The 13219-nt window shown below is 51.7% G+C and carries 13 protein-coding genes and 3 tRNA genes; 8 read left to right on the forward strand and 8 right to left on the reverse strand.

What is annotated here, in order from left to right:
• Positions 1-175: 175 nt before the first annotated feature.
• The 3 genes from ACLJQJ_RS17175 (at position 176) to ACLJQJ_RS17185 (ending at position 452) form a co-directional block, all read left to right on the forward strand.
• Positions 176-251, forward strand: a tRNA-Val gene (locus ACLJQJ_RS17175).
• Between the two features lie 45 nt (positions 252-296).
• Positions 297-372 (forward strand) — tRNA-Val (locus ACLJQJ_RS17180).
• Positions 373-376: 4 nt separating this feature from the next.
• A tRNA-Lys gene (locus ACLJQJ_RS17185) sits at positions 377-452 on the forward strand.
• Positions 453-615: 163 nt separating this feature from the next.
• On the opposite strand, the gene ACLJQJ_RS17190 is transcribed toward ACLJQJ_RS17185, so the two are convergent.
• The 4 genes from ACLJQJ_RS17190 to xapA are packed head-to-tail and all read right to left on the reverse strand — an operon-like array spanning position 616 to position 3913.
• The gene (locus ACLJQJ_RS17190) at positions 616-1500 is read right to left on the reverse strand and encodes a LysR family transcriptional regulator (RefSeq protein WP_000438886.1); all 885 of its coding nucleotides are present in this window, start codon (positions 1498-1500) and stop codon (positions 616-618) included.
• Positions 1501-1551: 51 nt separating this feature from the next.
• The gene (locus ACLJQJ_RS17195; protein WP_000658727.1) at positions 1552-1710 is read right to left on the reverse strand and encodes a XapX domain-containing protein; all 159 of its coding nucleotides are present in this window, start codon (positions 1708-1710) and stop codon (positions 1552-1554) included.
• A gap of 58 nt (positions 1711-1768) precedes the next feature.
• A complete protein-coding gene (locus ACLJQJ_RS17200) occupies positions 1769-3025 on the reverse strand; it encodes a nucleoside permease (RefSeq protein ID WP_000513243.1) in 1257 nt (418 codons plus the stop codon).
• A 54-nt stretch (positions 3026-3079) separates the two neighbouring features.
• Positions 3080-3913, reverse strand: a complete 834-nt coding sequence (xapA, locus tag ACLJQJ_RS17205; RefSeq protein WP_001119748.1) for a xanthosine phosphorylase — start codon at positions 3911-3913, stop codon at positions 3080-3082.
• A 255-nt stretch (positions 3914-4168) separates the two neighbouring features.
• Here xapA and ACLJQJ_RS17210 point away from each other — a divergent pair, with 255 nt between their 5' ends.
• Positions 4169-4930, forward strand: coding sequence for an outer membrane protein (locus ACLJQJ_RS17210; RefSeq protein ID WP_000722926.1), 762 nt, complete (start codon positions 4169-4171; stop codon positions 4928-4930).
• A 61-nt stretch (positions 4931-4991) separates the two neighbouring features.
• Here the strand turns inward: ACLJQJ_RS17210 and ACLJQJ_RS17215 are convergent, their stop codons facing one another.
• Entirely contained in the window at positions 4992-5918 is a 927-nt protein-coding gene (locus ACLJQJ_RS17215; RefSeq protein ID WP_001109831.1) for a LysR family transcriptional regulator, read from the reverse strand.
• Between the two features lie 89 nt (positions 5919-6007).
• Between ACLJQJ_RS17215 and ACLJQJ_RS17220 the strand changes: the two genes are divergently transcribed.
• Entirely contained in the window at positions 6008-7006 is a 999-nt protein-coding gene (locus ACLJQJ_RS17220) for a bile acid:sodium symporter family protein (RefSeq protein WP_000765569.1), read from the forward strand.
• Here the strand turns inward: ACLJQJ_RS17220 and ACLJQJ_RS17225 are convergent.
• The 3 genes from ACLJQJ_RS17225 to zipA all read right to left on the reverse strand — a co-directional run bounded on the left by ACLJQJ_RS17225 (position 7003) and on the right by zipA (position 10296).
• Positions 7003-7221 (reverse strand): DUF3820 family protein, encoded by a 219-nt coding sequence (locus tag ACLJQJ_RS17225; RefSeq protein ID WP_001519708.1) that lies wholly within the window; start codon positions 7219-7221, stop codon positions 7003-7005. The two genes, ACLJQJ_RS17220 and ACLJQJ_RS17225, sit on opposite strands and share 4 nt — an antisense overlap.
• A 1-nt stretch (position 7222) precedes the next feature.
• A complete protein-coding gene (ligA, locus tag ACLJQJ_RS17230) occupies positions 7223-9238 on the reverse strand; it encodes an NAD-dependent DNA ligase LigA (RefSeq protein ID WP_063808902.1) in 2016 nt (671 codons plus the stop codon).
• A gap of 71 nt (positions 9239-9309) precedes the next feature.
• Positions 9310-10296, reverse strand: coding sequence for a cell division protein ZipA (gene zipA / locus ACLJQJ_RS17235; RefSeq protein WP_063808901.1), 987 nt, complete (start codon positions 10294-10296; stop codon positions 9310-9312).
• A 231-nt stretch (positions 10297-10527) separates the two neighbouring features.
• Here zipA and cysZ point away from each other — a divergent pair, with 231 nt between their 5' ends.
• From cysZ to ptsH, 3 genes are all read left to right on the forward strand, one after another.
• The gene (gene cysZ, locus ACLJQJ_RS17240; protein WP_000255008.1) at positions 10528-11289 is read left to right on the forward strand and encodes a sulfate transporter CysZ; all 762 of its coding nucleotides are present in this window, start codon (positions 10528-10530) and stop codon (positions 11287-11289) included.
• Positions 11290-11600: 311 nt separating this feature from the next.
• A complete protein-coding gene (gene cysK, locus ACLJQJ_RS17245) occupies positions 11601-12572 on the forward strand; it encodes a cysteine synthase A (RefSeq protein WP_000036904.1) in 972 nt (323 codons plus the stop codon).
• A gap of 383 nt (positions 12573-12955) precedes the next feature.
• On the forward strand, positions 12956-13213 hold the full coding sequence (ptsH, locus tag ACLJQJ_RS17250) for a phosphocarrier protein Hpr (protein WP_000487600.1): 258 nt from the start codon (positions 12956-12958) through the stop codon (positions 13211-13213).
• The last annotated feature ends 6 nt before the right edge of the window (positions 13214-13219 follow it).

The following is a 13219-nucleotide window of genomic DNA, read 5'->3' on the forward strand; positions in this document are numbered from 1 at the left end:
GATTCCTCAATGTTGATCCGGTCAGAACGCTGCGCTTTGCTATTTCCGTATAGAAATCATGCAGTGCGGGGTAATTCACGATCGTTTTGTTTAATTTTACGACGAACAAACAAAAACTTTAGAAAATGCGTTGACTCATTTTCAACTCTCCCTATAATGCGACTCCACACAGCGGGGGTGATTAGCTCAGCTGGGAGAGCACCTCCCTTACAAGGAGGGGGTCGGCGGTTCGATCCCGTCATCACCCACCAACTACTTTATGTAGTCTCCGCCGTGTAGATAAGAAATTGAGAAGTGGGTGATTAGCTCAGCTGGGAGAGCACCTCCCTTACAAGGAGGGGGTCGGCGGTTCGATCCCGTCATCACCCACCACTTCGGGTCGTTAGCTCAGTTGGTAGAGCAGTTGACTTTTAATCAATTGGTCGCAGGTTCGAATCCTGCACGACCCACCAATGTAAAAAAGCGCCCTAAAGGCGCTTTTTTGCTATCTGCGATTTATAAGATTCGAACCTGCCGCAGGTTCGGGTCTTGCCTGATGCGCTGCGCTTATCAGGCCTACAGACGACACCGCACACGTAGGCCGGATAAGACGTTAGTCGCCATCCGGCACAGACATCATACCGTCAACGCCGCCACCAGTTTCTCCAGTGCTGGCGTTGCCTGCTGCTGGTCATACACAATATACAAATCCGCCGGAATACGTTCCTCTAACGGACGGAACACCACACCCGGCCAGCTCATTTGCGCATAGCCATCAGCCATCAACGTAATCCCGATCCCCATACTGATCATCGCCAACACCGTTTGCGGCTCAACCACTTCCCGAATAATCATTGGCGAGAAACCCGCCTGTTGGCATACACGTTGTAAAAATCCCCAATCAGAATGTACGGAAGGCAACGTAACAAAATATTCATTGCGCAACGCCGACAGCGGCACAGAATCTCTGGATGCCAGATCGTGATCTTCCGGAACTGCAACCATGAATGCAGATTCATGCAAACGTATGCTGGTAAAACCGACTGCTGGTTCGATAGCCATACGCCAGATCCCTGCATCAAGTTCCCGACGCTCTAACAACGCCATTTGCATACCGGGAGACTTTTCGCGAAAAAGTACTTCAACATTGGGATTTGCTTTCAAAAAGTGACGCATCGCAGGACGCATTCTTCCCCACAGCGCCGTACCAACCACCCCCAGTTCAATGCGCCCCGCTTCACCGCGACCAATCTGCTCCACTCGCGCCAGCGCCTGATTTGCATTGGCTAACAAGCGACGTGACTCCTCCATTAAAACTTTCCCGGCATGGGTTAATGCAACGCTGCGGGAATGACGAATAAACAGCAATGTACCCAGTTGCTGTTCAAGTTCTTTGATATGGATACTCAAGGGAGGTTGTGACATATTTAACCGGGCAGCAGCCCGGCCAAAATGCAATTCTTCTGCAACAGCGAGGAAATAACGTAATAGCTTTAGATCAATACGATGGGCTCGTTCCATCACTATCGCACTCCAGGAATAAGGGATAACGTCTGGAATTTACCATATTACCTAGTAAAAAATAGATTTAACGACAAGATACCCAATATACATAAATACAATAGATAATACCCCGGGTAAAACATTTGGTGCAGGAATAGGTATTCGGCATAAAGTAAAAAATGCGCCAATACCAAATCCAATACCGGAGGAGAGAATAATTTCTTTCATGCTGTGTCCTTGTTCATAAAAATGGACTGGCGAACATCCTCTCGCCAGTCAAATAAAATTAATGTGCTAATGATTTGGTCGACAGTTTTTCTGGATGGTGCTGATATTTAAAGAACAATGCAAAAATAACGGCCAATGCCAGAGCGTAGGCGGCAAAAACCAGCCAGATGGTTTGCCAATCTTTTACGCCATCAATAGAAAAATAATCCACGGCCATACCGCTTAAAAGAGACCCAATCCAGGCCCCCACGCCGTTAACCATGGTCATAAATAGCCCCTGCGCGCTGGCGCGAATACTTGAGTCCACCTCCTGCTCTACAAATACTGACCCTGAGATGTTGAAGAAATCAAATGCGCAGCCATAAACAATCATCGACAGCAGCAGTAGCACAAAGCCAAACGGGGATGGATCGCCAAAGGCAAAGAAGCCGAAACGCAGCGTCCACGCCAGCATACTCATCAGCATTACCGTTTTAATACCAAAGCGTTTAAGGAAAAACGGAATGGTGAGGATAAAGCCCACTTCCGCCATCTGCGAAACTGAAAGCAAGATAGAGGGATACTTCACCACAAAGCTGTCGGCAAACTCAGGATTACGGGCAAAATCATGCAGGAACGGATTACCGAAGACATTGGTAATTTGCAGCACCGCCCCCAACATCATCGCAAACAAAAAGAAGATTGCCATGCGTGGATTTTTAAACAGAACAAAAGCATCCAGTCCGAGCTTACTGACAAGCGTGGTGTTCGCCTTCTTCTCGGCTACCGGAATTTTCGGTAACGTCAGCGCATACAGGGCCAGCAATAACGATGCGCCAGAAGCGATGTATAATTGCGCACTGCTCAGTTCCAGCCCCATCAGGCTCACCGTCCACATCGCAACAATAAAACCTATTGTGCCGAAAACGCGCACAGGCGGAAATGACGTTACCGGATCCTGACCTGCTTTCGCCAGACAGGAGTACGAAACGCTATTGGATAATGCAATCGTTGGCATATACGCCATCGCATTAACCAACATCACCCAGAACATCGTCTGGGGATCGGTAACGGTGGTGGCGTACAATAACGCCCCCGCGCAAACCAGATGGCAAAGCATATAGGCTCGCTCAGCGCGCAGCCATTTATCAGCAATGATCCCCATAATGCCCGGCATGATAATCGCTGCCAGTCCTTTTGAGCTGTAGACCATACCGACATTCGCGCCGGTAAAATCCAGAGTGTTGATCATGTAAGAGCCCAGGGTAACCAGCCAGCTCCCCCAGATAAAATATTGCAAGAACGACATGACTTTTAAGCGGGACGTAATACCCATTTTTTATTCCTTGCCGTGAGATAAAGCCCCAATACGGGGCCGTAGTCATTGTGTTTAGGCCAGCTTACGTAAAAAGCCGCAAATCAGATTTATAAAGTTCTGCCGGGAAAGTTCAGCCGCCGCCAGCGTTTGCGCATGGGAGAGTTTTACATCGCCTAACCCTTCCGCCAGATTGGTGATCGCTGAGACGGCAACAACTTTGAGGCCACAATGACGTGCGCTAATCACCTCAGGGACAACGGACATTCCGACCACATCGCCGCCAATAATCTGCATCATGCGGATTTCTGCCGCCGTTTCGAAGTTCGGACCCGGATAAGAAACAAATACGCCTTCAGTGAGGGGGAATCCCTCCTCTGCCGCAACGGACTGAAGCATGGCGCGATAATCTGCGTCATAAGCATTAGCCAGCGAGAAGAAGCGATCGCCATAACGATCATCGTTTGGCCCCACCATCGGCGTACCGGGCATCGTATTAATGTGATCGCTAAGCGCAACCAGGCTACCCGGCCCCACTTCCGGACGCAGAGATCCTGCCGCATTGGTGCAGAACAACACTTCACAGCCCAGTAATTTCAACGTGCGAATGGCATCGGTCATCACCGCCATTCCACGCCCTTCATAAAAATGTCCGCGGCCTTTCATACAGGCCACCGGAACACCCGCCAGATGGCCGAGCACCAGTTCACCAGCATGGCCGTGTACGGTGCTGACGGGAAATCCCGGCAATTTCTCGTAAGAAATGGCTACCGCATCTTCGATTTGATCCGCCAGAGCACCCAACCCGGAGCCTAAAATAAACGCGACTCGCGGGGTAAATGCCGGTTTATGTGCATGAATAATATCAATACAATACTCAGGATTATGAGAAAAAAGAGCGTGAGGCATAAGTTTCCTTGTTCTATCGGATTTAATTTGACTCCTTTTTATAACGACCATCGCCCCTTGCTGACCAATACACTTTTCACGTGTCATCAATAGCCATTTAATATCGATAGATTTAGATCGCTTCTGTATTAATACAGAGGGAAAACAGTATTGGTTTTTGCTTGCACTTCATATTAACAATATGCCGCTTTCATATTTATAAATTGCCTCTTTTTAATTAACCCATTAATAATTATCGGCATAGGGAAATATGCTATGAAAAAAATTCTTACTCTGACGCTTTCTTCTTTACTCATTATTCCCGCACTCACCCATGCGGAATTTAAAGGCGGGTTCGCCGATATCGGCCTCCATTACCTCGACTGGACATCAGACACCACGGAAAAAACCAGTAAAAAATCCCATAAAGATGATTTTGGGTACCTGGAACTGGAAGGCGGAGCGAATTTTAGCTGGGGAGAAATGTACGGGTTCTTCGACTGGGAAAATTTTTACAATGGCCGCCACGCTAAACCAGGCAGCGAACAGCGTTACACCTTTAAAAATACCAACCGTATTTATCTGGGCGATACAGGATTAAACCTCTATCTCCATGCCTACGGGACGTACGGTTCACCTCATCGCGCTAATTTCCATGATGACATGTTTCTCTATGGTTTAGGCTATAACTTCACAGGTAACGGTTACTGGTTTAAACCCTTCTTTGCCAAACGTTATACCGATCAGACCTACTACACAGGCGATAATGGTTATGTATTAGGTTGGGTGGCCGGCTATAGCTTCTCGTTGGGTAGTGAGAAATTCAGCGTAACGAACTGGAATGAGTATGAGTTTGACCGCGATGCGTCCTACGCTGCGGGCAATGGCGGGAAAGATGGCATTAATGGCGCAGTAGCGCTGTGGTGGAATGCGACTCCTCACCTGACCGCAGGAGTACAATATCGTTACGCTGATAATAAGTTAGGAGAATCCTTCCTGCAGGATGGCATTATTTATTCCATCAAATACCTGTTTTAACACACTGCCCTGTCAAAAATGGCAGGGCAAGACCGCACCTCACGCACGGACAGATAGATATTTATAGCTGATACAGCGGATCTTTCGCCCTCGCGGCGGTTAATTCGCTGGCCTGAGTACGCACCACGTCCCACAACGCCTGTGCCGCCGTGGAGAGCGATCGGTTTTTTCGCCGCGCCAGCATGAGCTGCCTTTCAACTACGGGCGTCAGCCGTTTAACCTGTAAGTGGCTGCCCTGCGGGAGCGGTAACGCCAGCGCGGGCAGCACGCTGATGCCGATTCCCGCTTCCACCATTGGAAACAGCGTGGCCGGGTGACCAATCTCCTGCACGATATCCGCCTCAATAGCAAAATGGGCCAGCGCCGCATCAATCAGCGGTCGACTGCCGGAAGCATAATCCTGTAAGACCAGCGAGGCCTGTTTAAGATCCTGCCAGCTCACCCATTCCTGATGCGCCAGCGGATGATCCTGGCGACACAACAGTAAAAAAGGCTCTGATAAGATGGCTTCACACTGTAAATCCACCGCTGCGCCGGGATCGATAACGATGCCAAAATCCACTTCACCCTGGCGGATGCTCTCCAGCACCCACTGCTGCGGACGATCGTGCAATACAAAATCAATAGCGGGATAAAGTGAATTACTTTGGGCAATGCATTGCGGAATAAGATGCGCAGAAATGGTTTGGCTCGCGGCAACGCGCACGGTGCCGGTTAATTGTGTCCCTACTCTGCCTGCATCGCGCAGTATGCTGTTCAGTTCATCAAGCACCCGCTCCAGACGCGTCGCCAGTTGTTGCCCCGCCTCGGTCAGCACCACCTCACGCGTAGTGCGATCCAACAGTCTGACGCCGGTTTGCCGCTCCAGCTCTTTTACGCTATGACTGACCGCAGACTGGCTCAGTCCAATCCTGTCCCCTGCCCGACTGAAACTTTTGGCCTGGGCGACGGTAATAAAAATACGCAGTTGACGCAGTGAATAGTTCATCGACTAGATTCATATATAGATGCAATAAATCAATTTTATTTCTCAAAGCGAAAAACGCAAAATAGCTGCACCGACTTTCAGGAGTTTTTATGAAACTTTTTCGTATCCTTGACCCTTTCACGCTGACACTTATCACCGTGGTACTACTGGCCTCTTTTTTCCCGGCGGAAGGCGGCTTTGTGCCTGTCGTTGAAGGCATTACGACAGCGGCTATCGCTCTGCTGTTTTTTATGCATGGCGCGAAGCTTTCGCGTGAAGCGATCATCGCTGGCGGCAGCCACTGGCGGTTGCATCTGTGGGTCATGTGCAGCACTTTTGTGCTCTTTCCTGTCCTCGGCGTACTGTTTGCCTGGTGGGCGCCTGTCAATGTCGACCCTATGCTCTACAGCGGCTTTCTGTATCTGTGTATTTTGCCCGCCACCGTGCAGTCGGCGATTGCGTTTACTTCACTCGCGGGCGGTAACGTCGCGGCCGCGGTGTGCTCAGCGTCTGCGTCCAGTCTGCTGGGCATTTTCCTGTCGCCGCTGCTGGTCGGACTGGTAATGAATATTCATGGCGCGCAGGGCAGTCTGGAAGAGGTGGGCAAAATTATGCTGCAACTGCTGCTGCCTTTTGTGCTGGGACACCTGTCTCGCCCGTGGATCGGCAACTGGGTCGCGCGCAACAAAAAGTGGATCGCGAAAACAGATCAGACCTCTATTTTGCTGGTGGTCTACTCGGCGTTCAGCGAAGCGGTGGTCAACGGCATCTGGCACAAAGTCGGCTGGGGATCGCTGCTGTTTATCGTCGTGGTCAGCCTCATACTGTTGGCGATCGTCATCGCCATTAACGTCTTTGTCGCCCGTAAATGCGGCTTCAATAAAGCCGACGAAATCACTATTGTTTTCTGCGGTTCGAAAAAAAGCCTGGCCAATGGGATCCCGATGGCCAATATTCTGTTTCCGACGTCAGTGCTGGGTATGATGGTATTACCGCTGATGATCTTCCACCAGATCCAACTGATGGTCTGCGCAGGGCTGGCGCGGCGCTACAAACGCCAGACCGAGAAGTTACAGGCGCAGCAGGAAAGCCGCGCCGCGAAAGCTTAAAGCGGGCGTTTCAGGGGCTGCACCAGTTGCGTCAGCCCCTCGGTTTTAATCAGCAGCGTGATTTGCATCAATTCCCCCAGTTTACCCGCCGGAAATTGATCTTTACGGGCAAACCACAGCAAATACTCTTCCGGAAGGTCGATCAATCGACGTCCCTGATATTTGCCAAAGGGCATCACGGTGTTGGCGATTTCAACCAGCTGCTCTTTCTCCATCTCAGGCATCCAGTAAGCGGATCATTTCCGCTTCATCAATGACATTGATGCCCAGTTCCTGCGCTTTGGCCAGTTTGGAACCCGCCGCTTCACCGGCAATCACCAGATCGGTTTTCTTCGATACGCTGCCTGCCACTTTCGCGCCCAGCGCCACTAAACGCGCTTTAGCGTCATCGCGGGACATCTGGCTCAGGCTACCGGTTAGTACCACGGTTTTACCGGCAAACGGGCTATCGATCTCTTGCACATTAATGACTACCGGCGCGGGCCAGTGAACCCCTTCCGCCAGTAGCTGCCCAATCACATCACGATTACTCTCTTCGGCAAAAAAGTTAAAGACGTGCGTAGCGACCACAATCCCCACGTCGGGTACTTTCTGCAACTCGTCAATGGTAGCGGTCTGCAGCGCCTCCAGCGTGCCGAAATAAGCCGCCAGCCCCGCCGCCGTCGCTTCACCCACTTCACGGATGCCCAGCGCATAGAGAAAACGCGCAAAAGTCGTCGCTTTGGCTTTTTCCAGCGCGTTTACAACATTTTGCGCGGACTTTGGCCCCATTCGGTCCAGGCCGGTCAGTTTACCCGCCGTCAGACGGAACAGATCCGCTGGCGTATGGACATACTCCCTTTCCACCAGTTGGTCGATGATCTTATCGCCCATCCCGTCTACATCCATCGCCCGGCGCGACACAAAATGTTTCAGCGACTCTTTACGCTGCGCGCCGCAAATCAGCCCGCCGGTACAACGGGTAACGGCTTCGCCTTCAACGCGCTCTACGTCCGATCCGCACACCGGACAGTGCGTTGGAAACACAATCGGACGCGTCTCTTCAGGGCGTTCGGACAGAACCACGTTGACCACCTGAGGGATCACATCGCCTGCCCGACGGATAACCACCTTATCGCCAATGCGCAAGCCAAGTCGCTCAATTTCATCGGCATTATGCAACGTGGCATTGCTGACCAGCACACCAGCCACCTGAACCGGTTCCAGACGCGCCACCGGCGTAATCGCCCCAGTGCGCCCGACCTGAAACTCAACATCGCGCACAAAAGTCATCTGCTCCTGAGCAGGAAATTTAAACGCCACCGCCCAGCGCGGCGCGCGGGCCACAAAGCCCAGCTGTTCCTGCAAAGCCAGCGAGTTGACCTTAATCACCACGCCGTCGATATCAAAACCGAGCGTGGGGCGATCTTTTTCGACGTTGCGATAAAAATCCAGTACCGCCTGGGGAGAATCGCACAGCGTCACGCGATCGCTGACCGGTAACCCCCACGCTTTAAATTGCAGCAAACGTCCCAGATGCGTATCCGGCAACTCGCCGCCTTCCAGAATACCGACGCCGTAGCAGAAAAATGTTAGCGGTCGCTTCGCCGTAATACGCGGATCGAGCTGACGCAGCGAGCCCGCCGCCGCGTTACGCGGATTAGCAAACACTTTGCCGCCAGTACGGCGCGCGTCTTCATTGATCTTTTCGAACCCGGCCTGCGGTAAAAATACCTCTCCGCGAACTTCAAGACGCGCCGGAATATTATCGCCGTGCAGCTTTAACGGAATGGCGCGAATCGTGCGCACGTTTGAAGTGATATCTTCACCGGTGGTGCCGTCGCCACGCGTCGCAGCGCTCACCAGCACGCCGTTTTCATACAGAATGCTGACCGCCAGGCCATCCAGTTTTAGCTCGCAGCACCAGATGACATTTTCCGTGCTTTTTAGACGATCCTGCACTCGCTTGTTAAACGCCAGGAAGCTTTCTTCATCAAATACGTTATCGAGCGACAGCATCGGTACTTCATGGCGAATCTGGTTGAATGCCGTCAGCGGCGCCGCGCCAACGCGCTGCGTGGGCGAATCCGGCGTGATAAGGTCCGGACGTTGCGCCTCCAGCTCTCGCAGTTCCCGCATCAGGCGGTCATATTCGGCGTCGGGAATCTCTGGCGCATCCATCACATGATACAGATATTCATGATGGCGAAGCGTGGTTCGCAGTTCTGTCAGTTGTTGTTCGATTGGTTCCATATCACACCATCAATGATAAAAAACCCCCGACAGGCGGGGGTTACGTTAAAAATGTCACACCTGCGTTAACCTCAGGCGTTAGCGTCCATCACCTCGCGGATGCGGTCCTGATATTCGCGCAGTTTCTGCGGCGTCATCATCCGACGCTGGTCATCCAGCACAACGCCGCCGACCTCATCAGCGATATGCTGCGCGGATTGCAGCATCAGCTTGAAGTTCTGCAGCGCATCGCCGTAAGACGGTACCTGCATAAAGATAGTGACGCCAGGCGTAGTGAAGTCCGTCATTTCAGGATCGAACGTTCCCGGATTGACCATATTCGCGAGACTGAACAAGGCCGGGCCGCTGCCGTCCGGGCTCAAATGACGATGGAAAATATTCATATCGCCAAATTTAAAGCCTGACTGCTGAATACTGTTCAGTAACACTTCACCATTAAGCTCGCTGCCATGATGGGCCGCGACGTTCATAATGATGACCGCCTCTTTACGCTGCGGTTTTTCCACAACCGGCGCTTCTTCCACTACCGGTTCCGCCTCAACCACAGGTTCCGCAGGCTGGAAGGTTTGCGCTGATGGCGGCGGCGCGGGCTGCGCAACAGGCTGCGGCGCTTGCGACAGCGGTGCAGGCTGCTGTTGCGGCGGCTGTACCGGCGGCGCAGATGGCTGAACCTGCTGAGGCTGCGGCGCAGGTTGGACCGGTTGCTGAACCGGCTGTTGCATCGGCGCTTGCGGCTGCGGCGGCGGCGCTGGACGCGGTTGCGCAGACGCATAAGGCGGCTGGTACTGGTGTTGCGGCGACTGACGAGGGGCATCATGCTCCTGCGACTGGCCGGGGGCATGATTTACGCGGTGAACACGAACTTCACCCACGCCTTCGTCTTCTTCGACATCGTCGTCATACGAGTCGTCGTCGCGTTTCGATTTCATGCGTTTTAGTGGACGATCGCGGAACATAGAAGATCGTTCTTTACGGCTGGTCCAGAAACCATGTACCAGTAAAGCGATTATGGCGATCGCGCCAACAATGATTAATATCAGACGCAAATCCTGCATCATTATATTCTCTGTTGTTCTAACACCTTGCCACCACGGCAAACATTTACTCACTAAGAGTATTTGCCGATTACGTCAAGTGCAAGTGTACTGTTGGCTTTCGCAGCATAAAGATGAAGGAAAATGTGCTTTTTGCTGTTTTTTCGAACATTTCCGAACTATCCACCGTCTGATAACCGGGTAAGATATCCCACGTTTACCCAGGGCTTTAAGAAAAAGGAGTATGTCCTGAATATGGTTTCATCATCCACAACCGTACCACGTAGCGGCGTCTATTATTTCTCGCAAGGATGGAAGTTAGTCACCCTACCGGGAATCCGCCGCTTTGTTATTTTACCTTTGCTGGTCAACATTGTGCTGATGGGCGGCGCATTTTGGTGGCTGTTTACCCAGCTTGACGCCTGGATACCTTCGTTGATGAGTCATGTGCCGGACTGGCTGCAATGGCTGAGCTATCTGCTGTGGCCGATTGCGGTTATCTCTGTTCTGCTGGTCTTTGGCTATTTTTTCTCTACCCTCGCCAACTGGATCGCCGCGCCGTTTAACGGCCTTTTAGCCGAACAGCTTGAGGCGCGGTTAACCGGCGCCACGCCGCCAGATACCGGCATACTCGGCATCATGAAAGATGTACCGCGCATTATGAAACGTGAATGGCAAAAGCTGGCGTGGTATCTGCCGCGCGCTATTGTGCTGCTGGTTCTCTATTTTATTCCTGGCATTGGCCAAACCATCGCGCCGGTGCTGTGGTTTTTGTTCAGCGCCTGGATGCTGGCGATCCAGTATTGCGACTACCCGTTTGATAACCACAAAGTGCCGTTTAAAACGATGCGCGCCGCGTTGCGCACGCAGAAGGTGGCGAATATGCAATTTGGCGCGCTCACCAGCCTCTTTACGATGATTCCGGTGCTTAACCTTTTCATTATGCCTGTCGCCGTCTGTGGCGCGACGGCAATGTGGGTTGATTGCTGGCGTGCTAAACACGCGTTATGGAAATAACGTAAAAATGTATAAATAAGAGATGGCTTAGAGCCTATCCCACCAGGCGTTATTGGCGCAGCCAGTTTGGACACGGACAGCGCGCAAAAACCGGAGCGTACACGTAGTACGTGAGGATTTTGAGCACTGCCCAGGTCCAAAATGGCAAGTAAAATAGCCCTAATGGGATAAGCTCTTATGCTGTCTCTTATTCCATACTGATAACCATTATTCCCCATCAGCATATAGATATGCGAAATCCTTACTTCCCCATATCTGGCTGGAAGGTATGCTGGGAAGGTATCCCAATTTCATACAGTTAAGGACAGGCCATGAGTAAGATTTATGAAGATAACTCGCTGACTATCGGTCATACGCCGCTGGTTCGACTGAACCGTATCGGTAATGGACGCATTCTGGCGAAGGTGGAGTCGCGCAACCCGAGCTTCAGCGTCAAGTGCCGTATCGGCGCCAATATGATTTGGGATGCCGAAAAGCGTGGCGTACTGAAACCTGGCGTGGAACTGGTGGAGCCGACCAGCGGCAACACCGGTATTGCGCTGGCGTATGTCGCCGCCGCGCGCGGTTACAAACTCACCCTGACCATGCCGGAAACCATGAGCATTGAACGCCGCAAGCTACTCAAAGCATTAGGCGCGAATCTGGTGCTGACCGAAGGGGCGAAAGGGATGAAAGGCGCTATTCAGAAAGCCGAAGAAATTGTCGCCAGCGATCCGCAAAAATATCTCCTGCTCCAGCAGTTCAGCAACCCTGCCAACCCGGAAATCCATGAAAAAACCACCGGCCCGGAAATCTGGGAAGACACCGATGGTCAGGTGGATGTGTTTATCTCCGGCGTCGGCACTGGCGGTACGTTAACCGGCGTCACGCGTTATATCAAAGGGACGAAGGGTAAAACCGATCTTATCACCGTTGCGGTAGAACCCACTGACTCCCCGGTTATTGCCCAGGCGCTGGCTGGTGAAGAGATCAAACCAGGCCCGCATAAAATTCAGGGCATCGGCGCAGGCTTCATCCCGGGCAACCTGGATCTGAAACTGATTGATAAAGTGGTTGGCATCACCAATGAAGAAGCCATTTCTACCGCGCGCCGTCTGATGGAAGAGGAAGGTATTCTGGCAGGAATTTCTTCCGGTGCCGCGGTTGCTGCAGCGCTTAAGCTGCAGGAAGATGAAAGCTTTACCAATAAGAATATTGTGGTTATCCTACCTTCATCAGGTGAGCGTTATCTGAGCACCGCGTTGTTCGCCGATCTCTTTACTGAGAAAGAACTGCAACAGTGATGCCAGCATGTTAAAAACGCGTAAAAAAGCACCTTTTTGGGTGCTTTTTTGTGGCCTGCTTCAAACTTTCACCTCACCTAGCATTGATTCACCCTGCCGGAACTGGTATTTAACCAGACTAATTATTTTGATGCGCGAAATTAATCGTTACAGGAAAAGCGTTAGCTGAATCGATTTTATGATTTGGTTCAAATCTTCCTTTCGCGGCATAATGTTTAATGACGAGCGAAACGTCAGCGGCCATAAGTTGCCAGCAACGGATTGCGTAGAACACCTTTTGTGTCGCGTCCCGTTTACGCCGGCGCTAACAATACAGGCTAAAGTTGAGCCGCCAGGCTAGACTTTAGTTCCACAACACTAAACCTATAAGTTGGGGAAATACAATGTTCCAGCAAGAAGTTACCATTACCGCTCCGAACGGTCTGCACACCCGCCCTGCTGCTCAGTTTGTTAAAGAAGCAAAAGGCTTCACTTCTGAGATTACTGTGACTTCCAACGGCAAAAGCGCCAGCGCGAAAAGCCTGTTTAAACTGCAGACTCTGGGCCTGACTCAAGGCACCGTCGTCACCATCTCCGCAGAAGGTGAAGATGAGCAGAAAGCGGTTGAACATCTGGTCAAACTGATGGCGGAACTCGAGTAAGTTTTT

The sequence above is a fragment of the Salmonella sp. SAL04202 genome (genome assembly GCF_046550775.1).
GTDB lineage: Bacteria > Pseudomonadota > Gammaproteobacteria > Enterobacterales > Enterobacteriaceae > Salmonella > Salmonella enterica.